Origin of the sequence: Bradyrhizobium sp. 2S1 (genome assembly GCF_011516625.5) — a bacterium.
GTDB classification, from domain to species: domain Bacteria; phylum Pseudomonadota; class Alphaproteobacteria; order Rhizobiales; family Xanthobacteraceae; genus Bradyrhizobium; species Bradyrhizobium septentrionale.
The window spans coordinates 827,557-849,369 of the sequence record NZ_CP147717.1 but is presented as its reverse complement, the minus strand read 5'-3'; the positions used below and the strand labels follow the sequence as shown (position 1 = coordinate 849,369).

The following is a 21,813-nucleotide window of genomic DNA, read 5'->3' as shown; positions in this document are numbered from 1 at the left end:
GTTGAGCGATCAGGCGGCCGGCGGGCCGTTGATGATCTGCAACTGGGTGAATTCGGCGAGGCCTTCCTCGGCGAATTCGGTGCCGATGCCCGACTGCTTGGCGCCGCCGAACGGAATGTTCGGAGCCATGTCGAGGTGCTTGTTGATCCACACCGTGCCGGCCTCGATCTGGGTCGCGATCTCATGCGCGCGCTTGATGTCCGACGACCACACCGACGCGCCGAGGCCGTAGGTGGTGGCGTTGGCGCGCCGGATCACGTCATCCTTGTCGGAATATTTGATCACCGGCAGCACCGGACCGAACTGCTCCTCGTCGACCAGCTTGGAGCCTTCCTTGATGTCGCGCACGATGGTCGGCTCGATGAAATAGCCGGGACGGTCCATCGCGGCGCCGCCGGCGATCACATTGCCGTTCTTGCGGGCATCGTCGAGGAACGCCTTCACCTTCTCGTACTGCATCTTGTTCTGCAGCGGCCCGAGTTTCGTTCCTTGCTTGGAGCCGTCGTCGACCACGGTGTTCTTGGCGATCGCGACCAGCTCGTTGCAGATTTCGTCATAGACCGACTCGTGCACATAGAGCCGCTTGATGGCGAGGCAGACCTGGCCGGAGTTTTGGAACGCGCCTTCGAAGATGCCGGGCGCGACCTTCTTCGGATCGACGTCGTCGAGCACGATGCCGGCATCGTTGCCGCCGAGCTCGAGCGTGATCCGCTTCAGGGTCTGCGATGCGCTCGCCATCACCTTCTGGCCGGTCGCCGTCGAGCCGGTGAAGGAGATCTTGCGGATGTCCGGGTGCTTGGTCATGTGATCGCCGAGATCGTTGGCGTCGGCGATGAAGTTGAGCACGCCCTTCGGCAGGATATCCTTGATCAGCTCGGCAAAGCGCAGTGAGGCCAGCGGCGTGGTGGGCGCGGGCTTCACCACCAGCGTGTTGCCGGCGAGCAGCGCCGACGGCAGCTTGAACGCAAGGATCAGGAGCGGATAGTTCCAGGGAATGATCGCGCCGACCACGCCGAGCGGGCGGCGGTAGGCCTCGACCTTGCGGTCGCCGGAATTCTCGACCACGCGCATCGGCAGATCGAGCGAGCCCAGATAGCGGAAGAAGCCGGCCATGCCCATGACCTCGCCGGTGGCATCCGCGAGCGGCTTACCCTGCTCGCTGGTCAGGATGTGGGCGAGCTCGTTGGTGTTGGCCTCGATCGCCTCGGCCATCTTGATGATGAGCTTGCGGCGCTCTTCCATCGGGGTCGCGGCCCAGGCGGGGTAGGCGGCTTTCGCGGCGGCGACTGCCTTGTCGAGCTGGTCCTTGGAGGCGCGCGGGCACTGCGCCACCACCTCTTCGGTCGCCGGATTGAGCACCGGCATGGTCTGGTCGCCGGGTACCATCTTGCCGTCGATGAGAAGCTTGTAATCACTCATAGGCTTTGCTCTCCCTGGTCAAACGGGCCCTTATAGGCCTCGCTATATCCGTGTATATATCACGGTCGCAGGAAGGAAGCCACGGCCATCCACGGCCCGCCCCTCACTGCCGAACCGAGTCAATTCTCTGGAAAATGACGAAGAAAAAATCAGCCTGATCTTTGTGGTGATTTATTCGCGGTTGCCGGCCCAGCGTCAACGGGGCAGCCGCGAGCTTCAATCTATTCTAACGCCGCGCGCGACTGCGCCGGATGGGTCGCAGGATACATTGGGGCTGGACGCTGGCCGTCCCAGCGATATATTGAATGGAATATAACGATGATCCGGAGTGCCGGTATGCAGATCGAAACCCAGGAGCTCACCACCTGCGAGGTCGCGCCCGACGGCTGCGCCATTTCGCTTGGCTTCGTGGACGGCAAGGGCGACCCCGCAACCATCCGCCTGTCGATCAACCAGGTCGGCGCGCTGGTCATGACGCTGCCCGGGCTGATCAGCAAGGCGCTGCAGACCCGCTTCGGCGACCAGACCCTGCGTTACGCCTATCCGCTGGATTCATGGGTGATCGAACAGTCGACCGATGCGGCCCAGGGCATGGTGACGCTCAAGACATCGGACGGCTTCAGCGTCTGCTTCTCGATCCCGCGCGCCCAGCAGAGCGAGCTCGGCGAGGCGCTGGTGGCGCAGCCGGTAACGCCGGTTCGCGTGCGGGCGAATTAGAGAGATCGTAGGATGGGTGGAGCGAAGCGATACCCATCGCGTGAGCGGCCACATGATGGGTATCGCTGCGCTCCACCCATCCTACAAGTTCACTTCCCCTTCACGAACGCGGCGAACGCGTCGCCGAAATCCGGATGCCAGCGCGACAGCGGCGGGCGATTCTCGACGATGTCGCCGGCGGCCCAGAGGATGCGGCGTTCGTCGAGCGCGCGTGGCACGTCGTTATCCGGACAGAGGATATAGAAGTCGCCGGCGTCGAGGCGCTCGATCATGAAGTCGACGGTCTGCTCTGCCGTCCAGGCGCCGGCCGGCTTCTCGGTGCGGCCGCGCGCGGTCAGCCCGGTGAAGACGAAACCCGGGATCAGCAGATGCGCTGATATCCTGCAGCCGTCGGTGTTGCGCAGCTCGTGCTGCAGCGCCTCGGTGAACGCCTTCACGCCGGCCTTGGAGACGTTGTAGGCGGGATCGCCCGGGGGCGTGGTGATGCCCTGCTTGGAGCCGGTGTTGATGATCAGCCCCGGCCGGCCGCGCTTGATCATGTTGGGTGTAAACGCTTGCGTGCCGTTGATCACGCCCCACAGATTGACGCCAAGGATGCGCTGCCAATTGTCCGCGGGCCCGAACATCGCGCTGCCGGGCTGGATGCCGGCATTGTTCATCAGGATGTCGGTGCCGCCGAACCTCTCTGCGACACTGGCCTCGAGCTCCGCGACCGCCTCCGCGCGGCTGACGTCGACAGCAGCCGTCATGATATCGTCAGCGCCATCAGGCGCCGCAGATGACAGTTTTGTCGCAGCAGCCTTCAATCGGTCATCGCCGAGATCGGCGATGCAGACCTTCATGCCGGCCGCGGCGAACCGCAACGCGGCGGCAAGCCCGATGCCGGACGCGCCGCCGGTGATCACGGCAACATGATTGGCTGATATCACGGGGTGGGGCATCGGCGGTCTCCGGACACATTTGTGGCTGACGTTCAAATCTTATCATAGCGCGCGAACCATATGCGCTGGCGCATGGGAGGTTTTCATGCGTGCCGCGCTCGACAACGCCGGCTGCGCTTTACGGTTTCGCGCCTGCGCTGTAGAATCGCCGATATAACGCTTCCAAAAGACCTCAGCCGACATTTTACAGGGAGTGCAAACATGGCTGTTTCGCAGGCTATTTCGATGTCGCGCCATCCTTATGCCGATGGCTCCTACAAGAAGATGCTGATCGACGGCAAATGGGTCGACGCCGCCTCCGGCAAGAAGTTTGAAACACACAATCCCGCGACCGGCGAGTTGCTCGCGACCGTTGCCGAAGGCGATGCCGAGGATATCAACCGCGCAGTCGCGGCGGCGCGCCGTGCCTTCGAGGGACCGTGGAGCAAGGTGAAGCCGTTCGAACGGCAGAACCTGCTGCTCAAGCTCGCCGAGCTGGTCGAAGCCAATTTCGAGGAATTGTCCCAGCTCGACACGCTCGACATGGGCGCGCCGATCAGCCGCACCCGCGGCAACAAGCTGCGCGCGCTCGGCATGCTGCGCTACTACGCGGGCCAGGCCACCGCGATCCACGGCGAGACCATCGAGAACTCGCTGCCCGGCGAGATCTTCTCCTACACGCTGAAGGAGCCGATCGGCGTGGTCGGCGCCATCATCCCGTGGAACGGGCCGCTGACCGCCTCGATCTGGAAGATCGGCCCTGCGATCGCGACCGGCTGCACCGTGGTGCTGAAGCCGGCGGAGGAATCGCCGCTGACTTCGCTGCGCATCGGCGAGCTCTGCATGCAGGCCGGCATTCCGCCCGGCGTCGTCAACGTCGTGCCGGGCTATGGCGAGACCGCGGGCGCCGCGCTCGCCTCGCATCCCGATGTCGACAAGGTCGCCTTCACCGGCTCGCACATCACGGGCCAGTCGATCATCCGCGCCTCGGCGGGCAACCTCAAGCGCGTCTCGCTTGAGCTCGGCGGCAAGTCGCCGGACATCGTGTTCGCCGACGCCGATCTCGACGCGGCGGTGCCGGGTGCGGCGATGGCGGTATTCGCCAATTCCGGCCAGATCTGCAGCGCCGGCACGCGGCTGTTCGTCGAGCAGAAGGTCTATGACGAGTTCGTCGGCCGCGTTGCCGAGTTCGGCAAGAAGCTGCAGGTCGGCAACGGCCTCGATCCCAACACCCAGATCGGCCCGCTGGTGTCGAAGGATCAGCTCGACCGCGTCTCGGGCTATCTCGACATCGGCCAGAAGGAAGGCGCCAAGGCGCTCGCCGGTGGCGGCCGCCTCACCGAGGGCGCGCTGTCGAAGGGCTATTTCGTGCAGCCGACGGTGTTCGCTAATGTGCAGGACAACATGCGCATCGCGCAGGAGGAGATCTTCGGCCCGGTGATCTCGGCGATCTCGTTCAAGGATCCGGACGAGCTGATCAAGCGCGCCAACGCCACCACCTTCGGCCTCGGCTCCGGTGTCTGGACCACCAATGTCAGCAAGGCGCACCAGGTCGCGAAGGCGCTGCGCGCCGGCTCGGTCTGGGTCAATTGCTACCAGGCGATGGATCCGGCGGTGCCGTTCGGCGGCTACAAGATGAGCGGCTACGGCCGCGAGTCCGGCAAGCAGCACGTCGAGGAATATCTCAACGTCAAGGCGGTCTGGATCAAGACGGGTTAGCGCTCGCTTTTTTCTTACCTCTCCCCGCAAGCGCAGGGCTGTCCGGGGAATGATTCACTGTGTCGCGGTGCATGCTCGGCAAAACCGAGGCAAATCGGTCTTTTCTGGTTGTCGAGACACAGAAGGCCGAGCATGCGATTTCGCGATAGCATTTTTAGTAGGCTGCTTGAACCGATCAATCGGCGGCAGTTTCAGACGGCTGTGGATCGTCTGGACGGGGATGCCTACGACAAGTCGTTCAAGAGCTGGGATCACCTGGTAGCGCTGATCTATGCGCAGTTGAGCGGGAACAACAGCCTGCGCGCCGTGGTGACCGGCTTCAACGCCAATCCTCAGCATCACTATCATCTGGGCACCGGCAGGTTGTCCCGCTCGACGCTGTCGGATGCCAATACCCGCCGCCCGTCCAGCATTTTTGCGCAAACCTTTGCACGATTGTCGGCGATGGCAAGCCGGCAGTTGCGGGGCGAAGGCAAGGAGATGGTGCGCCTGATCGACGCCAGTCCGATCCCGCTTGGCAAAGTTTGCACCTGGGCGGTGTGGAACGGCCGCATCCGCGGCATGAAGCTGCACGTGGTCTACGATCCCAAGGGCGATATCCCGAAGTGCGTCGAGGTGACGGCTGCCAACGTCAACGATATCGAGATCGGTCGCCAGACTCCGATCCAGGCCGGCACAACCTACGTGTTCGACAAGGGATATTGCCGTTTCGACTGGTGGCAGAAGATCAATGATAGCAAGGCTTTCTTCGTGACCCGGCCGAAGACGAGCATCCGGCTACGCGCGGTCAGGCATCGCACCATCCGCAACAGCAAGGGGGACGGCTTCAGGATCATCGTCGACGACGAGGTGAAGCTCACCAGTAAGGGCGACTCGCGTTTGCCTATACCGCTGCGGCGCATCAAGGTCAGGCGGGAGAACGGCGGCGTGATCACGCTTCTCACCAACGATACGACCCGAACGGCCGTCGAGATCGCCGCCCTCTACAAGAGCCGGTGGCAGATCGAACTGCTGTTCCGCTGGATCAAGCAGCACCTCGACATCCGCAAGTTCCTCGGCCCAACGACAATGCAATCCGCCTGCAAGTGCTTGCTGCGATGATTGCCTACCTACTGTTGCGCATTGCCGCGCGGACCAACTGCATCAAAATGCTGCCGCTCAGGCTCGCCGAACTCGTCAGCCAGTTCCTGTTCACCCGGCGAGCCTTCGCCAGCATCGACAAGCCTCCGCCAATCAACCCTAGGAGCCCGTCCAGATATGTTTTCGTGACGGGCATTTGTTGTAGAGTAGCAGGCTCAGGCTGCGTTTGCGAGGTTGAACAGCTTGAGGAGGTTATGGACGGTGCAGATCATTGTCCACTCGGCGCGCACTTTCTCGATGCCCCGCAACAGGAACTGGCGGAAGCCTCTTGCCTGTTTGATCTGCCCGAACACCGGCTCCACCACTTGCTTTCGCAATCGGTAGGGTGTTTCGAAGCCGCCATCGTCGATCTTCTTTCGCATGGCCTGTGTCAGCGGGCCGCCGACTTTTCCGTTCGCTACTGTCGGGTGCTTGGCGCGTCCGGGCGCGACATAGCCATCGATGCTGCGTGTGTCGAGCGCTTCGAGATTGGCTTCGCTGCAGTAGCCGGAATCCGCTGAGGCCTGCCGCGGCTTGCGGCCAAGATTGCTCTCGATGGCCTCGATCAGGGGCACCAACTGGCCCTGATCGCTGCCGTGCTGGGTCAGTTCTTGCGCGACAATGATCTGGGCATGTGCATCGACGGCCGCCTGGGCATTATAGGCCTGAACGAAGCCATCCTTCGACTTCATGATGCGGCTTTCCGGATCGGTGAAGTTGCGTTGCGCCTTGGGATTGGGTTCCTCCGATGGCAGCGCCGCCGGTTTGCCCGGCTTCTTGCGGCCTTCGGCCTGGCGCTGCTGTTCCTTTTCGGCCTCGATGCGGCGCTCTTCCTCCGCCGCCAGTTTGGCGTCCGCTTCCAGCGCCGCCATCGCTTGCTGGATCTTCGCCAGCCGTTTCTGCTTGTCGACGGTCCAGTCCGGCAGTTCGTCGCTGTTGCCGAAAGTCTCATCCTCCGAGGCATCCGCCGCCTCGGCGGCCGCCAGCATGCGAGCGACCTCGGCCTTCAATTCCGCCTCGCGCTTCTTCATGCGCTCATAACTCATCGCCTTGTGTTTCGACGCGTTCGCCTTGATCTTCGTACCATCCAGCGCGACATGACCGAGCTTGACCAGCCCGGCCGTCTCGCACAACTTCAGAACCTGCACGAATAGCGCGCCGAGCGCCTTCAAATGTCGCTTGCGAAAGTCGCTGATCGTCCGAAAATCCGGCGCATCCAGCGCCACGATCATCACAAAATCGTTCCGCTCCCGGCAGGCCTTGGCAATCCGACGCGACGAATACAGCCCACTCGCATAGCTATGCAGCAGCAGCGCCACCATCATCCGCGGATCAAACGGCGGCTGCCCAAGCCCGCTCACATAGCTGCCCATGATCTCCCTGAGATCGAGGCTCTCCCGCACCAGATCAACCATAAACCGCGAGACATGGCCTTTCGGCACGAAGTCCTGCACATTCGGCGGCAGAAGCAGCGTCTGATCGATGTTCCAAGGCCGAAAATACTTGCTCATCGCCCAATGTTGAATCAGACCCGACCAGATTTGAACAGCGACTATCCAGACAAGCTCCTAGCCGCCGCAAATGCAGAACGCCCCTCAACCAGATGGAACTCTGCTATGGTTGAATTTCCCCGGACAGCCCTGCCGCCTGCGGGGAGAGGTCGGATTGCATCGCCAGATGCAATCCGGGTGAGGGGGGACAGGTCTCGCCAATAGCTCATGCGCGGAGAGAAGCCCCTCACCCCAACGCCTGCATGATTTCGGAATAGTAGAAGAATATCCCTGATTTGCCCGACGTGTCAAGTTGCCTTGTCGAACGCCGGCCGCCGCCGGCTACTTTGCATGGGGTTGTTTTCGATATTTTCGCAGCGCGCCCCTGCGCCGGCCGCCGGTTCTTGCATCTACCGACCCGCGGCCTTCTTCGGCTTGCCGATGTCGCTGCGCAGGGCCTCGAGATCCTTGCGCACGGCGGTCGCCGCATCGCGCTCGATCTTGCGGTAGCGCGCCACCAGGGAGAGGCCGAACGGGGTCAGCACCGCGCCGCCGCCATTCTTACCGCCGGTCTGCCGCTCCACCGCCGCCTGCCGGCAGATGCGGTTGATCTCGTCGACCAGGTCCCAGGCGCGCTTGTAGCTCATGTCCATGGCGCGGCCGGCAGCCGAGATCGAGCCGCACTCCTTGATCCGTTCGAGGAGCAGAATCTTGCCCGGCCCGATCCGGTCTTCGGCATCGAGATCGATGCGGACGCTTAACGAGGGGAGCAATGTGGCGCTCTGTTTCGACATGGCAAGCCTGCTAGTCTGTTCGATAGATTGCCACTACCTGCTTTTGCGAACAAGATGAACCCGTGAGATAACGGTCTATTACAAAGAATAATCGGGGTAGGCATGAGTTCTTCGTCGCTGTTTTCGCCGCTCAAGGTTGGGCCCTATGAGCTGAAGCACCGTGTCGTGATGGCGCCTTTGACGCGGATGCGGGCGGCGCGGCCGAGTCTCGCGCCGCGGCCGCTGAACGCGGAATATTATGCGCAGCGCGCCACGCCGGGCGGCCTGCTCATCGCGGAAGCCTCACCCGTGGTCGCCACCGGCTTCGGCAATCCCGGCGTCCCCGGCATCTACAGCGAGGCCCAGATCGCGGGCTGGCGCGAGGTGGTGGATGCGGTGCACGCCAAGGGCGGCTTGATCTTCCTGCAGCTCTGGCACGTCGGCCGCGTCTCGCATTCCTCGTTCCAGCCCGACGGTGCGCTGCCGGTGGCGCCGTCGGCGGTGGCGATCCCGCCCGAGTTCAGGGCGATGACGGCTGACGGCAAGGTGGTCGACTACGAGACGCCGCGCGCGCTCGAGACCGGCGAGGTCGCCCTGATGGTCGAGGCCTACCGCGAGGGCGCGAAGAACGCGCTCGCCGCCGGCTTCGACGGCGTCGAGATCCACGGCGCCAATGGCTATCTGATCGAGCAGTTCCTGCAATCGCGCAGCAATCTGCGCACCGACCAATATGGCGGATCGATCGAGAACCGCGTCCGCTTCCTGATGGAGGTGACGCAGGCGGTGACCGAGGTGTGGGGCGCCAACCGCGTCGGCGTGCGGCTGTCGCCCTACGGCATCGCCAATGGCAGCGGCGAGGCCGACCCGATGCCGCTCTACAGCCACGCCATCAAGGCGCTCGACAAGCTCGGGCTCGCCTATCTGCATTTCATCGAGCCGCGCGCCTCGGGCACCGGCCGCGCCGACGTCAACTGGCAGAACGTGCCGTCGGCGATGGTGCTGTACCGCCCGATGTGGAGCGGTGTGCTGATATCAGCCGGCAACTTTGTCGGTGACAGCGCGGAGCGCGCGCTCGCTGAAGGTCATGCCGACGCGATCGCCTTCGGCCGCTACTTCATCTCCAACCCCGACCTGCCGCGCCGCCTGCAGCGCGGCTATCCGCTGACCCCGTATCATCGCCCGACCTTCTACGCCGGCGAGGAGAAGGGCTACACGGATTATCCCGTCCACGATGAGATGGCGCAGGCATAGACGCGCGGTTGTTCGCGTAGCCGGATGAAGCGCAGCGACATCCGGGGCCCGAGCATGAGGCCGTTCCCGGATGTCGCTTCGCCGCATCCGGGCTACAATGGCTTGATGGGAGACCCCGATGTTTCCGGAAGACGACGAGTTCGCATCGAGCAAAAAGCCAAAACCCGTCGCACTCGCAAAGCCCGCGGCAGGGCAATGTCTGTGCGGCAAGGTGCGGTTCGAGATCGACGTGCCGGCGCGCTGGGCCTGGCACGATCACACCGCCGCCAGCCGCCGCGCCCATGGCGCGGCCTACGCGACCTATGTCGGCAGCTGGAAGAAGCGCTTCCGCATCACCCAGGGCGAGAGCGGGCTCTCGCGCTACGAGGATGCCGCCAGCAAGACGGCGCGCAGCTTCTGCGCCAATTGCGGCACGCCGATTTCCTACGAACGCGCGGCGTTCGCCGCACATGGTCAACATCCCGCGCGCGCTGTTCTCGGGCCGCACCGGCCGGCAGCCGCTCTATCACATCGCGATCGAGGAGCTGCAGGAATGGGCCTATGCCGGCGAGCCGCTGGTGCCGCTGAAGGGCTATCCCGGCGTGGTCTGGCAGCGCTCGAAAAAGAAGAAGCGCAGCGATCGCGAGGGGATGTTCTAGAGAGCGTTTTGCCTCAGGCGCGCGCCTGCGGAATGCAGCCATGACCGGCCGCTCGATTGCTCCCACAGCGCAAGTTTGGTCATCTGCTCTGGTCCCGTCGGCCAACGCGCCGGCAGGCCTGGAGGGAACATGAAGAATCGCATCACCGGCCGCTCGGCATTTCTGGCGCTGCTGAAGGATGAAGGCGTCACCCATCTGTTCGGCAATCCCGGCACCACCGAACTGCCGATCATGCACGCGCTGAAGGACCATCCCGACCTCACCTATGTGATGGCGATGCAGGAGAGCCTGGTGGTCGCGATGGCCGACGGCTTCAGCCGCGCTTCCGGCAAGCTGGTGGCCTGCAACGTCCATGTCGCGCCGGGCCTCGGCAATGCGATGGGCTCGCTCTACAATGCAAGCTTCACCGGCACGCCGCTGATCCTCACCGCCGGCCAGCAGGAGCAGGGCCATGGCCTGACCGAGCCGGTGCTGTTTGGCCCGCTGGTACAGATGGCGACGCCGCTGGTGAAATGGGCGGTCGAGGTGACGCGGCTCGAAGACCTGCCGCGCATCGTGCGCCGCGCCGCCAAGATCGCGACCACGCCGCCGACCGGGCCGGTGTTCATCTCGCTGCCCGGCGACATCCTCAATGCCGAGGCCGGCATCGAGCTCGGCCGCTCCACCCGCATCGATACCCGCGTCAGGCCGTCGGAGGATTCGCTCAAAGCGCTCGCCGCGCGAATCCTGAAAGCGGAGCGTCCGGTGATCGTCGTCGGCGACGAGATCGTGAAGAGCGACGCGCTGCGCGAGGCCGCCGATCTGGCCGAGACGCTGGGCTGTCCGGCCTGGCAATCGCCGACGCCCTATGGATCGCATTTCCTCTCCGAAAGTCCGAGCTTCATGGGCGCGATCGCGCGGCTGCAGAAGGTCGCCCGCGACGTGCTGGCGCCGCATGATCTGTTGATCGCGCTCGGCGGCGATCCGTTGCGGATGTCGGTTTACAGCGAGGTCGATCCGCTGCCGGACGGGCTCTCGATCGTGCAGGTCGGGCTGGTCGACAGCGATCTCGCCAGGAACTATGGCGCCGAGATCGCGGTCAAGGCCGACGTCAAGGAAACGCTGCACGCGCTGGTGCCGGCGCTGAAGGAGATGGGCGGCGGCGCGCTGGAGACGCGCTCTAAGCATGGGCTCGCGGCGCTCGCACCTAAGAACTGGGCGGCGAAGCGCAAGGTGCTGGTCGAGCAGATCTCGAAGGCGAGCCAGAAATCACCGATCGATCCGGATTGGCTTGCGCTGCAGGTCGTGGAGGCGATGCCCGACAATGCGATCCTGGTCGACGAGGGCCTGACCTCGTCGCGCCAGATCATCGGCTTGCGGCCGCATCGCGACCGCTACAGCTATCACGCGCTCGCCTCCGGCGGCATCGGCTGGGGCCTGCCGGCCGCGGTCGGCGTCAGCCTCGCCAATCCGCAGCGTCCAGTGGTGTGCTATTCCGGCGACGGCTCGTCGATGTATTCGATCCAGTCGCTGTGGACCGCGGCCAACCACAAGCTGCCGCTGACCTTCGTCATCGTCAACAATGGCGGCTACCGCATCATCAAGCAGCGCCTGCTCGCCTTCCATGGCGACGACAATTACGTCGGCATGGACTTCATCGATCCGCCGGTCGACTTCACCGGCGTCGCGCGCTCGCTCGGGCTCGAGGCGATCAAGGTCACCGACCCGCAGGACCTGAAGGGCGTGATGAAGTCCGCGTTCAGCAGGCCGGGCGCGAAGCTGATCGAGGTGATGGTGAGCAATTCGGTGAACTGAACGAGTTACCGCGCGCTTGCTCTCTCACCGTCATCCTGAGGCGCTCGCGCAGCGAGCCTCGAAGGATGCACGGCCCGGCTGGTGGCCGTCGATCCTTCGAGGCTCGCTGCGCTCGCACCTCAGGATGACGGGACGAGCAGAATCGTAGGGTCGGTTAGCGAAGCGTAACCCACGGCCGGTCTCACCTGCACCACAAGCGTTTGTCGGACGAAGATGGTGGGTTACGCTTCGCTAACCCACCCTACGCAGCTACTCCGCGGCAGCGCTCCGCTTCACCCGATATCGGGTCGCCGGATGCGTCGCGTCGAGCCTTGCACGCCCCGCACCGAACAGCTTCTCGCGCAGCGTGCCCTTCGCATACTCCCGCTTGTAGCGGCCGCGTTTGGTCAGCTCCGGCACCAGCATGTCGGCGATATCCTCGAAATCGCCGGGCGAGATCGCGAACGCGACGTTGAGGCCGTCGACGTCGGTGTCCTCGAACCATTGCTCGATCTTGTCGGCGACCTGCTCGGGCGAGCCGACCACCACCGGACCGGCGCCGCCGATGCCGACATGCTCGGCGACCTCGCGCACGGTCCAGACCCGATCGGGATCGGCGCGGGTGACATTGTCCATCGCGGAGCGGCCGGCGTCGTTCTGCACATGGCGCACCTCCTGGTCGAGCGAATAGGTCGAGAAGTCGACGCCGGTCCAGCCCGACATCAGCGCCAGCGCGCCCTCATGGCTGATATGGCTGCGGTACTCGGCATACTTCGCCTTGGCTTCGGCCTCGGTCGGCGCCACCACGACGCACATCATCGAGAACATCAGGATCTCGGCCGGGTTGCGGCCTTTTTCGGCGGCGAGCTCGCGGATCGCGGAGACCCGCGGGCCAATCACTTTCGCTGAAGGCCCCGACATAAACACGCATTCGGCGTGCTCGGCAGCGAACTGCCGGCCGCGCGGCGAGGTGCCGGCCTGATAGAGCACCGGCGTGCGCTGCGGCGACGGCTCCGACAGGTGGATCGCGTTGAGCCGGTAGTTGCTGCCCTCGTGCTCGACGCGATGCACCTTGCTCGGATCGGTGAAGATGCCGCGTGCGACGTCGCGGATCGCGGCGTCATCCTCCCAGCTACCTTCCCAGAGCTTGTAGACCAGCTCCATATATTCGTCGGCGAGCTCGTAGCGGTCGTCATGCGCGGTCTGCTTGTCCTTGCCGGCGCCGCGCGCGGCGGAATCGAGATAGCCGGTCACCACGTTCCAGCCGACCCGGCCATTGGTCAGATGGTCGAGCGTCGACATCCGCCGCGCGAACGGGTAGGGCGGCTCGAAGGAGAGGTTGCTGGTGACGCCGAAGCCGAGATTTTCGGTTCACCGCGGCCATCGCCGGGATCAGCATCAGCGGCTCGTTGGCCGGGGTCTGCGCCGCGTTGCGCAGCGCCGCATCCGGATTGCCCGCATACACGTCATAGACGCCGAGCACGTCGGCGAGGAACAGGCCGTCGAACCGGCCGCGTTCCAGCGTCTTCGCCAGATCGATCCAGTAGGACAGCTTGTTGTAGTCCTTGGTGCGGTCGCGCGGATGGGTCCACAACCCCGGCGACTGATGCGCCACGCAATTCATGGCAAAGGCGTTGAGCCGGATTTGCTTTGTCATTGTCGAAACCTTGAGCGCGTCGCTTCGATTGCTGCCCGGTCGGATGCCGGGTGTCCCTGAATCAACTTGTTGCGACTTCCCACGTTTTGGCAAGGCCCATTCGCATTTCACGCCCTTCCGGTCGCGATCCGATCCCGATAGGTTGCGCCTCTCCAGAGCATGATCCGGATGTGCAACACAGCTGTCCGGCGGGATCATGCCAAGACGGGACCGGACGAAGGAACAATCATGGCGACACGGGCCGACGCAATCGCAACGGTGCGAGAGCATTTTCAATCGGGACAGTTCTTGCAGGAGCTGGACCGCAGGGTCGGCTACCAGACCGAGAGCCTGCATGCCGACAAGGCCGACGCGTTGCGCGCCTATCTCGTCGAGAATCTGCAGCCGGCCTTCGCCGAGCTCGATTTCACGACCCGCCTGATCGAATCGCCGACCGGCCGCGGACCCTATCTGATCGCCGACTACCAGGAAGATGCGGCGCGGCCGACCGTGCTGACCTATGGTCACGGCGACGTCGTCGACGGCATGGTCGGCGAATGGCGCGACGGGCTCAATCCCTGGCAGATCACGGTCAAGGGTGACCGGGTCTACGGCCGCGGCACCGCCGACAACAAGGGCCAGCATTCGATCAACATGGCCGCGCTGTGGGCGGTGAAGCAGGCGCGCGGCGGCAAGCTCGGCTTCAACGCCAAATTCATCATCGAGACCGGCGAGGAGATCGGCTCGTCCGATCTGCGCGAGGTCTGCGAGGCGCATCGCGAGGAGCTGAAGGCCGATCTGTTCATTGCCTCCGACGGGCCGCGGCTGTCGGCGGAGCGGCCGACCATCTTCCTCGGCTGCCGCGGCGGCAACCGCATCCATCTCGATGTCAATCTGCGCGAGGGCGGCAATCATTCCGGCAATTGGGGCGGCGTGCTGGCCAATCCCGCCACGATCCTGGTGAACGCGATCGCGAGCCTTGTCGACGGCAAGGGCCGCATGAAGCTCGAGATCCTCAAGCCGCCGCCGATCTCCAACCGCGTCCGCGCCGCGCTCGCCGACGTCAAGGTCGAGCCGACGGCGGACGAACCTCAGCTGGCGGAGGATTGGGGCGAGGAGGGCCTGACCGCGGCCGAGCGGCTCTATGCCTGGAACACGCTGGAAGTGCTGGCGATGTCGTCGGGCAATATCGACAAGCCGGCCAATGCCATTCCCGGCAAGGCGAACGCGGTGCTGCAGCTCCGCTTCGTGGTCGGCACAAGATATCTCGAAGTGATCGATGGGGTGCGCGACTATCTGCACAACAACGGTTTCCCGATGGTCGAAGTCTCGGGCGCGCAGCGCTTTGGCGCCTCGCGTACCGACATGGACAGTCCGTGGATCGACTGGGCGGCGAACTCGATCCGCACCACCACCGGCAAGGCGCCGGCGGTGCTGCCGAACTTCGGCGGCTCGCTGCCGAACGACGTGTTCTCCGAAGGTCTCGGCCTGCCGACGATCTGGGTGCCGCATTCCTATCCGGGCTGCTCGCAGCACGCCCCTGACGAGCACATCCTGCTGCCGGTGACCGAGGAGGCGCTGACCATCATGGCCGGCCTGTTCTGGGATCTCGGCGAGACGGCGCGTAAGTGACGCATGCAGTTGCGCACAGCAAAGACTGGTTAGGCTCCCTCGCCCCGCTCTTGCGGGGAGAGGGTGGGGTGAGGGGCTTCCCTCCGCGAGCACGCCGATTGTTGAGACCTGTACCCCCTCACCCGGATTGCATCTGGCGATGCAATCCGACCTCTCCCCGCTTGCGGCAGGGCTGTCCGGGGAAATTCAACCATAGCAGAGTTCCATCTGGTTGAGGGGCGTTCTGCATTTGCGGCGGCTAGGGTTGATTGGCGGAGGCTTGTCGATGCTGGCGAAGGCTCGCCGGGTGAACAGGAACTGGCTGACGAGTTCGGCGAGCCTGAGCGGCAGCATTTTGATGCAGTTGGTCCGCGCGGCAATGCGCAACAGTAGGTAGGCAATCATCGCAGCAAGCACTTGCAGGCGGATTGCATTGTCGTTGGTGCCGAGGAACTTGCGGATGTCGAGGTGCTGCTTGATCCAGCGGAACAGCAGTTCGATCTGCCACCGGCTCTTGTAGAGGGCGGCGATCTCGACGGCCGTTCGGGTCGTATCGTTGGTGAGAAGCGTGATCACGCCGCCGTTCTCCCGCCTGACCTTGATGCGCCGCAGCGGTATAGGCAAACGCGAGTCGCCCTTACTGGTGAGCTTCACCTCGTCGTCGACGATGATCCTGAAGCCGTCCCCCTTGCTGTTGCGGATGGTGCGATGCCTGACCGCGCGTAGCCGGATGCTCGTCTTCGGCCGGGTCACGAAGAAAGCCTTGCTATCATTGATCTTCTGCCACCAGTCGAAACGGCAATATCCCTTGTCGAACACGTAGGTTGTGCCGGCCTGGATCGGAGTCTGGCGACCGATCTCGATATCGTTGACGTTGGCAGCCGTCACCTCGACGCACTTCGGGATATCGCCCTTGGGATCGTAGACCACGTGCAGCTTCATGCCGCGGATGCGGCCGTTCCACACCGCCCAGGTGCAAACTTTGCCAAGCGGGATCGGACTGGCGTCGATCAGGCGCACCATCTCCTTGCCTTCGCCCCGCAACTGCCGGCTTGCCATCGCCGACAATCGTGCAAAGGTTTGCGCAAAAATGCTGGACGGGCGGCGGGTATTGGCATCCGACAGCGTCGAGCGGGACAACCTGCCGGTGCCCAGATGATAGTGATGCTGAGGATTGGCGTTGAAGCCGGTCACCACGGCGCGCAGGCTGTTGTTCCCGCTCAACTGCGCATAGATCAGCGCTACCAGGTGATCCCAGCTCTTGAACGACTTGTCGTAGGCATCCCCGTCCAGACGATCCACAGCCGTCTGAAACTGCCGCCGATTGATCGGTTCAAGCAGCCTACTAAAAATGCTATCGCGAAATCGCATGCTCGGCCTTCTGTGTCTCGACAACCAGAAAAGACCGATTTGCCTCGGTTTTGCCGAGCATGCACCGCGACACAGTGAATCATTCCCCGGACAGCCCTGCGCTTGCGGGGAGAGGTGAAGAGAGGCCGCAACCCCGGCTATGACGTGTTGAGAGAGCAATGCCCGCACCGGGCAAAGGAAATGTAATGACGTTATCGACGCCGGCCGACGCTCGGCACGCAACTGCGGTCGACAAGAAAAACATCACCCGCCTGATCGTCGCGACCTCGGTCGGCAATGCGCTCGAATGGTACGACATCTCGGTCTACGCCTATTTCGCGGTCTACCTCTCCAAGGCGTTCTTCCCGGCCAATGACCCGACCACCTCGCTGCTGCTGACCTTCGGCAGCTTCGGCCTGTCGTTCCTGATCCGCCCGATCGGCGGCATCGTGCTCGGCGCTTATGCCGACCGTCACGGCCGCAAGGCCTCCCTGATGCTGTCGATCGTGCTGATGACGTTTGGCACGCTGGTGCTGGCGCTGATGCCGACCTATCAGACGATCGGCATCCTGGCGCCTGTTGCGGTGATGCTGGCGCGGCTGGTGCAGGGCTTTTCCGCCGGCGGCGAGTTCGGCTCCTCGACCGCATTCCTGGTCGAGCACATGCCGGAGCGGCGCGGTTTTGTGGCGAGCTGGCAATTCGCCAGCCAGGGCGTCAGCGGCCTGCTCGGCGCAGGTTTCGGTGCGCTCTTGACGTCACTGATGAGCCCGGACGATCTGCAGTCCTGGGGCTGGCGCCTGCCGTTCCTGTTCGGCGTGCTGATCGGCCCGGTCGGCATCTACATCCGCAACCATGTCGACGACGCAACGCCGCCGCCGGCAGCCGGGAAGCAGGAATCGCCGGTTACGGAGCTGTTCGCGCGGCAGATGCTCCCGACCATCCTCGCGATCGGTGCGCTCGCGGTGTCGACCGCGGTCAATTATCTGATCGTCTACATGCCGACCTATGTGGTGAAGACGCTCAACCTCGCGCCGTCAGTCGGCTTCATCGCCGCGTTCGCCGCGCAGACGGCGGTGGCGCTGCTGGCGCCGATCGCAGGCTTTGTCTCCGACAAGATCGGGCGCACGACGCATATGATCCTGTTTGCGCTGCTGCTCCTGGTGTCGATCTTCCCGGCCTTCCTGATGCTCACGGGAAAGCCGACGCCTGCGATCATCCTGCTCGGCGTGCTCTGGCTCGGTGTCCTCAAGTCGCTGTATTACGGGCCGCTTGCCGCGCTGATGTCGGAACTGTTTCCGCCGGCGACACGCGCGACTGGGCTCGGCCTCAGCTATAATATCGGCGTCACTTTGTTCGGCGGCATGGGGCCGGCGATCATGACCTGGTTGGGCGGCTTCGCGCCGATCGGCGAGCTCGCACCGGGCTATTACCTCACCGGCGTCTGCTTGCTCAGCCTGTGGGCGCTCTTCACCATCCGAAGGTTGCGGTTGGCTTGATTTCGTGATGCGAAATTCGAAAATCTTTATTGCTGCACAGCAGCGTAGATAGTCGAAATCAAAGTTTCATCTGACGAAAGTATACGATGTCCGGCGAGCGTCATCCGTTTTAGGATGACGCTTCGCCGGACGCGTTCCATTGGTCGTGTCCGGTTCAGAATTCGGATTGAGGGCAAGGAAGGCCAAGGCATGAACGCCTCCACGACTGCGACCGCACTGACCAGCCGCAAGAGGCCACCGCCGGAGCCGGGCCAACCCGACAAGTTCAACGCGATCCAGAAGGTCTGCGCGATCCTGCGCGTGCTGGCGCAGCGCTCGCCGCTGCGGCTCACCGACATCGCCGACACCACCTCGCTGAACAAGGCGACCACGCTGCGCATCCTCAATTCGCTGATCGAGGAAGGTTTTGTCTCCAGGGTCGCCGGCGCCAAGACCTATGAGCTCGGCCAGGAGGCGCGGGTGATGGCGGTCGGCGCGCGGCGTTCGGTCGACATCGCTGAGCTGGCGCAGCCGAGCCTGTTGCGGCTGTCGGAGCGCTCAGCCGATACGGCATTGTTGTCGGTGCGCTCCGGTGTCGAGGCGCTTTATCTGGCGCGCTCGGTTGGCAGCCATCCGCTGCAGCCGAATTATCTGCAGATCGGCAGCCGCCGTCCGCTCGGCGTCGGTGCCGGCGCGCTCGCGCTGCTGGTCTGGCTGCCGGACGCCGAGATCGAGGCCGTGATCGAGGTGATCGTGCCGCGGCTCGCGAAATCGCCGCGCATCACGCCAAAATTCCTGCGCGAGCGGATCGCCGTGGCGCGCAAGGCCGGCCACACCGTGCTGATCGACGCCGCATTCCCCGGCATGGGCGGCGTCGGCGTTCCCGTCCGCGACGATGCCGGCGAGGTGGTCGCCGCGCTCTCGATCGGTGCCGCGAGCGACCGCATCCGCCGCCGCGAGGGCGAGCTCGCTGACATGCTGAAGAAGGAAGCCCAGGTGCTGGCCCGCGCGATGGCCCAGGCGCCGAAGAACGGGCGTGTGGTGAAAGCGGGTTAGCCGGGGCTTCACCTCGCCCCGCTTGCGGGGAGAGGCATAGGCCGCCTTAGGCGGCCGTTCGTAAAAAGAGACGCCGAAGCGAAGCTTCGGCTATGACGCATCGTCAGATGCGTTCCGGGTGAGGGGGTACAGGTCCGACGGCGTGCACGACTCGCGGAGGCAGCCCCTCACCCCAACCCTCTCCCCGTAAGAACGGGGCGAGGGAGCACAGCGTCGACGCGGCTGCAGCTCGACTTTCCGCAGAGCCCCTTCATCCAACGCCACGCGAGCGCCGGGCTGGCGCGGTGAGCACCAAGCAAACCCGCGCAAGATCAACGTCGCGCTTTGTCAGGAACGCAAGCGGTTCAGTCGAGGCGGTGCAGCCGGCCGCCGGTCGTCGGCAGGTGGACCACGACGGTGCCGGCAAACGGATTTTCCAGCAGGATCGACACCCGCTGCGGGTCCTGCGCAACCAATCTGCCCGCAATCGGCGGCGAATTGGCGTCGTTGATCTGGTAGCTCACGCGTGCGCCGCCAACGGCCGCAGAGACCGGTGCTTCTCGTCCTTGCCGATGTCATGGCGTATGCCATGTCCAATCGCGCGCATTTCCGCCTCCCAGGCGCGCAGGCCCGGATGCTGGTCCAGCAACGCTGTCGTCCGTCCCTTACCCCAGCGGATGAACGCGACATTGTGGAAGACCTGAAGATCGGCTGCACTCGGCTGCTCGCCCGCCAGAAAGGCATTGCCGTTCTCCAGCTGCAGCTCCAGCAGCCTCAAGTGCCGATGCAGCGCTTCGGTCAAGCCGGGTATTGCCGCGCGGAACGCCTCGGGATCGAACGGGCGGCCCCGCAGCGCCGAGCGGTCGGCGATGAAGGCCTCGTTGACATCCCAATCCCCGGAAAACAGCAGGCCCACGACGGTCGGAAACAGCTTCTCATCCGCCCACAGACGATAGGTCTCCGCGGTGGCTCGGCCGCATGCAAAGATCGACGGAGCGGGAAAGCGGCGCTCGATCTCGTCCAGAATGAGCTCGCTGTCACAATAGACGTCGCTGCCGATCTGAAGCACCGGGATGCGGCGGTATCCTCCGGTGAGAGCGACCAGCTCCGGCTTGGGCATGATCGACGGCTGGTTGCAGGCCCACCAGGTGAGGCCCTTGAGGCCGAGCGCGCCGCGGATTTTTTCCGAGTACGGCGAGATGTCGTATTGGTGAAGAATCAGGGCGTTTTGATCTGCCGTCATGACTTGCTCTCTTTCGGCCTGGTTGCGGCCTGGGTGAAGGGCGCAGTCTCGAAGCGCGCGCCCGTCTCGCGGAGCGCGATCCTGATCTTCAATGCGAGCGGCGAAAGCGGATGCTGATCCGGGATCATTTTGTGGGGCCGTGCGGGGCACAGCCATTCTACGCCGCTCACACAGCAGTGAACAAGGCGTGCGGGGAGGGCGCGGAGGTCCGCGCCATGGACTCGCAAGCCGCGTTTGGTCAAGCGAATAATCCAGGGAACCCAAGGGCATCGGTGCCTTGCGGGATCGCGCGCTTGCCGTCATCATGGCGCCGCCCCGCTGCAGGAACGCCGCCCGACAGATGACGCTATCGCCTGACGCCACCGACGACGCTGTGACGAGGGCGTTTGCCGGCCTTGCCGCATTGCTCGACCAGGCACCTTCGCTGGTCTCGCGCGGCCGGCTGCTCGATTGCGACTGCCTGATCGGGGAGATGGCGCGGCCGTTTCATGCCGCGATCCGCAGCGGCCGCATCGTCGAGCTCACGCCGTCGCCGGTCCTGATGCGCTCGTGGCGCTTCTCCTATCGCGCGACGCCGCAGGCCTGGGCCGCCTTTTGGCAGGCCGAGCCGAAACCCGGCTGGCACGATCTGCTGGCGCTGACCAAGCGTGGCGAGGCGGTGCTGGAAGGCGATTTGCATCCCTTCATGGCGCATCTGCAATATTTCAAGGACCTGCTGGCGCTGCCGCGGCAGCATTTTGCGGCGGTCCTCTCATGAGCGGCCGCCTCATGAACGGTCATATCGAGCCGATGATCGGCCGCTACGTTCACGTCGAGATCGGCGGCGAACTGCACCGGATCTATTTCGAGGAGAACGGCAAGGGCATCCCGCTGGTCTGCCTGCACACGGCGGGCGCCGACGCGCGGCAGTGGCGGCATCTGCTCGATGACGCGCAATTTGCCGAAAATTTCCGCATCATTGCCTTCGATATGCCCTGGCATGGCAAGTCGAATCCGCCGATGGACTGGACCGGCGATGAATACCAACTCACCACTGCGCGCTACACCGAGACCATCCGCGCCTTCTGCCGTGCGCTGCGGCTGGAGAAGCCTGTCGTGATGGGCTGCTCGATCGGCGGCCGCATCGTGCTCAACCTCGCGATCGAACATGCCGCCGAATTCCGCGCGCTGATCGGGCTCGAGGCCGCCGATTTCCAGGCGCCGTGGTATGATACGAACTGGCTGAACCGCCCGGACGTTCACGGCGGCGAAGTCTGCGCCGCGCTGGTGTCGGGGCTCATTGCCCCGCAGAGCCCAGAGCCTGCGCGGATGGAAACGCTGTGGGCCTACAAGCAGGGCGGCCCCGGCGTGTTCAAGGGCGACCTGTATTTCTACCGCGTCGATGGCGACCTGCGCGGTCGGGTCGCGTCAATCGATACTAAAGTATGCAAGCTGTACCTGCTCACGGGCGAGTATGATTTCTCCTGCACGCCTGAGGACACGAGGCGGACGGCAGCGGCAATAGGGGGCGCCAGCGTTACGATCATGGAGAAGCTCGGTCATTTTCCGATGAGCGAGAATCCCGAACAGTTTCGCCGCTATATCGCACCCGTCCTCGCCGACATTCTAACGCAGTAAATCGATCGTTTCCACGAAGGAGTAGAC

The 21,813-nt window shown here is 64.1% G+C and carries 16 protein-coding genes and 3 pseudogenes; 11 read left to right on the top strand and 8 right to left on the bottom strand.

Going from position 1 to position 21,813, the window contains the following annotated elements; all coding sequences use genetic code 11:
* Positions 1 to 9: 9 nt before the first annotated feature.
* Positions 10 to 1,419 (bottom strand): aldehyde dehydrogenase family protein, encoded by a 1,410-nt coding sequence (locus HAP54_RS04065; RefSeq protein WP_166298844.1) that lies wholly within the window; start codon positions 1,417 to 1,419, stop codon positions 10 to 12.
* A gap of 336 nt (positions 1,420 to 1,755) precedes the next feature.
* Between HAP54_RS04065 and HAP54_RS04060 the strand changes: the two genes are divergently transcribed.
* Positions 1,756 to 2,136, top strand: a complete 381-nt coding sequence (locus HAP54_RS04060; protein WP_166307403.1) for a hypothetical protein — start codon at positions 1,756 to 1,758, stop codon at positions 2,134 to 2,136.
* An 89-nt stretch (positions 2,137 to 2,225) separates the two neighbouring features.
* Here HAP54_RS04060 and HAP54_RS04055 read toward each other — a convergent pair whose 3' ends face one another.
* Positions 2,226 to 3,077, bottom strand: coding sequence for an SDR family NAD(P)-dependent oxidoreductase (locus tag HAP54_RS04055; protein WP_166298843.1), 852 nt, complete (start codon positions 3,075 to 3,077; stop codon positions 2,226 to 2,228).
* A 201-nt stretch (positions 3,078 to 3,278) separates the two neighbouring features.
* On the opposite strand from HAP54_RS04055, the gene HAP54_RS04050 reads away from it, so the two are divergent.
* Complete coding sequence (locus tag HAP54_RS04050) at positions 3,279 to 4,775, top strand: aldehyde dehydrogenase family protein (RefSeq protein WP_166298842.1); 1,497 nt, start codon at positions 3,279 to 3,281, stop codon at positions 4,773 to 4,775.
* A 132-nt stretch (positions 4,776 to 4,907) separates the two neighbouring features.
* A pseudogene (locus HAP54_RS04045) lies at positions 4,908 to 6,025 on the top strand (IS4 family transposase); the annotation flags it as partial.
* A gap of 45 nt (positions 6,026 to 6,070) precedes the next feature.
* Here HAP54_RS04045 and HAP54_RS04040 read toward each other — a convergent pair.
* Together HAP54_RS04040 and HAP54_RS04035 are read right to left on the bottom strand one after the other, a co-directional pair.
* A complete protein-coding gene (locus tag HAP54_RS04040; RefSeq protein WP_166202952.1) occupies positions 6,071 to 7,405 on the bottom strand; it encodes an IS1182 family transposase in 1,335 nt (444 codons plus the stop codon).
* Positions 7,406 to 7,794: 389 nt separating this feature from the next.
* Positions 7,795 to 8,178, bottom strand: coding sequence for a winged helix-turn-helix domain-containing protein (locus HAP54_RS04035; RefSeq protein WP_166210251.1), 384 nt, complete (start codon positions 8,176 to 8,178; stop codon positions 7,795 to 7,797).
* 102 nt (positions 8,179 to 8,280) lie between these two features.
* Between HAP54_RS04035 and HAP54_RS04030 the strand changes: the two genes are divergently transcribed.
* From HAP54_RS04030 to HAP54_RS04020, 3 genes and pseudogenes are all read left to right on the top strand, one after another.
* Positions 8,281 to 9,408 (top strand): alkene reductase, encoded by a 1,128-nt coding sequence (locus HAP54_RS04030; protein ID WP_166298841.1) that lies wholly within the window; start codon positions 8,281 to 8,283, stop codon positions 9,406 to 9,408.
* A gap of 118 nt (positions 9,409 to 9,526) precedes the next feature.
* Positions 9,527 to 10,046: pseudogene (locus HAP54_RS04025) on the top strand (GFA family protein).
* Between the two features lie 129 nt (positions 10,047 to 10,175).
* Entirely contained in the window at positions 10,176 to 11,840 is a 1,665-nt protein-coding gene (locus HAP54_RS04020; RefSeq protein WP_166298840.1) for a thiamine pyrophosphate-binding protein, read from the top strand.
* Positions 11,841 to 12,089: 249 nt separating this feature from the next.
* Here the strand turns inward: HAP54_RS04020 and HAP54_RS04015 are convergent.
* A pseudogene (locus HAP54_RS04015) lies at positions 12,090 to 13,476 on the bottom strand (LLM class flavin-dependent oxidoreductase).
* 228 nt (positions 13,477 to 13,704) lie between these two features.
* Between HAP54_RS04015 and HAP54_RS04010 the strand changes: the two are divergent.
* Entirely contained in the window at positions 13,705 to 15,087 is a 1,383-nt protein-coding gene (locus HAP54_RS04010) for a M20 family metallopeptidase (protein ID WP_166298839.1), read from the top strand.
* A 186-nt stretch (positions 15,088 to 15,273) separates the two neighbouring features.
* Here the strand turns inward: HAP54_RS04010 and HAP54_RS04005 are convergent, their stop codons facing one another.
* Positions 15,274 to 16,437 (bottom strand): IS4 family transposase, encoded by a 1,164-nt coding sequence (locus tag HAP54_RS04005; RefSeq protein ID WP_166298459.1) that lies wholly within the window; start codon positions 16,435 to 16,437, stop codon positions 15,274 to 15,276.
* A 185-nt stretch (positions 16,438 to 16,622) separates the two neighbouring features.
* Here HAP54_RS04005 and HAP54_RS04000 point away from each other — a divergent pair, with 185 nt between their 5' ends.
* Together HAP54_RS04000 and HAP54_RS03995 are read left to right on the top strand one after the other, a co-directional pair.
* Positions 16,623 to 17,912 (top strand): MFS transporter, encoded by a 1,290-nt coding sequence (locus tag HAP54_RS04000; RefSeq protein WP_166298838.1) that lies wholly within the window; start codon positions 16,623 to 16,625, stop codon positions 17,910 to 17,912.
* Positions 17,913 to 18,101: 189 nt separating this feature from the next.
* Positions 18,102 to 18,947 carry an IclR family transcriptional regulator gene (locus HAP54_RS03995; protein WP_166298837.1) on the top strand — a complete coding sequence of 282 codons (846 nt, stop codon included), beginning with the start codon at positions 18,102 to 18,104 and terminating at the stop codon, positions 18,945 to 18,947.
* A gap of 344 nt (positions 18,948 to 19,291) precedes the next feature.
* On the opposite strand, the gene HAP54_RS03990 is transcribed toward HAP54_RS03995, so the two are convergent.
* Positions 19,292 to 19,450, bottom strand: a complete 159-nt coding sequence (locus HAP54_RS03990; RefSeq protein ID WP_166298836.1) for a hypothetical protein — start codon at positions 19,448 to 19,450, stop codon at positions 19,292 to 19,294.
* A complete protein-coding gene (locus tag HAP54_RS03985; RefSeq protein WP_166298835.1) occupies positions 19,447 to 20,169 on the bottom strand; it encodes a glutathione S-transferase family protein in 723 nt (240 codons plus the stop codon). Before HAP54_RS03985 ends, HAP54_RS03990 begins: the two co-directional genes overlap by 4 nt.
* Positions 20,170 to 20,509: 340 nt before the next feature.
* Here HAP54_RS03985 and HAP54_RS03980 point away from each other — a divergent pair, with 340 nt between their 5' ends.
* Positions 20,510 to 20,926, top strand: a complete 417-nt coding sequence (locus tag HAP54_RS03980; RefSeq protein ID WP_166298834.1) for a hypothetical protein — start codon at positions 20,510 to 20,512, stop codon at positions 20,924 to 20,926.
* Entirely contained in the window at positions 20,923 to 21,786 is an 864-nt protein-coding gene (locus HAP54_RS03975) for an alpha/beta fold hydrolase (RefSeq protein ID WP_210297575.1), read from the top strand. The genes HAP54_RS03980 and HAP54_RS03975 overlap by 4 nt, the downstream gene beginning before the upstream one ends.
* The last annotated feature ends 27 nt before the right edge of the window (positions 21,787 to 21,813 follow it).

What these genes read in the sequence shown, in the direction of transcription:
- HAP54_RS03985 (WP_166298835.1), bottom strand. Translation starts at nt 20,169, where the DNA reads ATGACGGCAGATCAAAACGCCCTGATTCTTCACCAATACGACATCTCG.
- HAP54_RS04000 (WP_166298838.1), top strand. Translation starts at nt 16,623, where the DNA reads ATGACGTTATCGACGCCGGCCGACGCTCGGCACGCAACTGCGGTCGAC.
- HAP54_RS04010 (WP_166298839.1), top strand. Translation starts at nt 13,705, where the DNA reads ATGGCGACACGGGCCGACGCAATCGCAACGGTGCGAGAGCATTTTCAA.
- HAP54_RS04035 (WP_166210251.1), bottom strand. Translation starts at nt 8,178, where the DNA reads ATGTCGAAACAGAGCGCCACATTGCTCCCCTCGTTAAGCGTCCGCATC.
- HAP54_RS04040 (WP_166202952.1), bottom strand. Translation starts at nt 7,405, where the DNA reads ATGAGCAAGTATTTTCGGCCTTGGAACATCGATCAGACGCTGCTTCTG.
- HAP54_RS04020 (WP_166298840.1), top strand. Translation starts at nt 10,176, where the DNA reads ATGAAGAATCGCATCACCGGCCGCTCGGCATTTCTGGCGCTGCTGAAG.
- HAP54_RS04050 (WP_166298842.1), top strand. Translation starts at nt 3,279, where the DNA reads ATGGCTGTTTCGCAGGCTATTTCGATGTCGCGCCATCCTTATGCCGAT.
- HAP54_RS03995 (WP_166298837.1), top strand. Translation starts at nt 18,102, where the DNA reads ATGAACGCCTCCACGACTGCGACCGCACTGACCAGCCGCAAGAGGCCA.
- HAP54_RS03980 (WP_166298834.1), top strand. Translation starts at nt 20,510, where the DNA reads ATGACGCTATCGCCTGACGCCACCGACGACGCTGTGACGAGGGCGTTT.
- HAP54_RS04065 (WP_166298844.1), bottom strand. Translation starts at nt 1,419, where the DNA reads ATGAGTGATTACAAGCTTCTCATCGACGGCAAGATGGTACCCGGCGAC.
- HAP54_RS03975 (WP_210297575.1), top strand. Translation starts at nt 20,923, where the DNA reads ATGAGCGGCCGCCTCATGAACGGTCATATCGAGCCGATGATCGGCCGC.
- HAP54_RS04060 (WP_166307403.1), top strand. Translation starts at nt 1,756, where the DNA reads ATGCAGATCGAAACCCAGGAGCTCACCACCTGCGAGGTCGCGCCCGAC.
- HAP54_RS04030 (WP_166298841.1), top strand. Translation starts at nt 8,281, where the DNA reads ATGAGTTCTTCGTCGCTGTTTTCGCCGCTCAAGGTTGGGCCCTATGAG.
- HAP54_RS04005 (WP_166298459.1), bottom strand. Translation starts at nt 16,437, where the DNA reads ATGCGATTTCGCGATAGCATTTTTAGTAGGCTGCTTGAACCGATCAAT.
- HAP54_RS04055 (WP_166298843.1), bottom strand. Translation starts at nt 3,077, where the DNA reads ATGCCCCACCCCGTGATATCAGCCAATCATGTTGCCGTGATCACCGGC.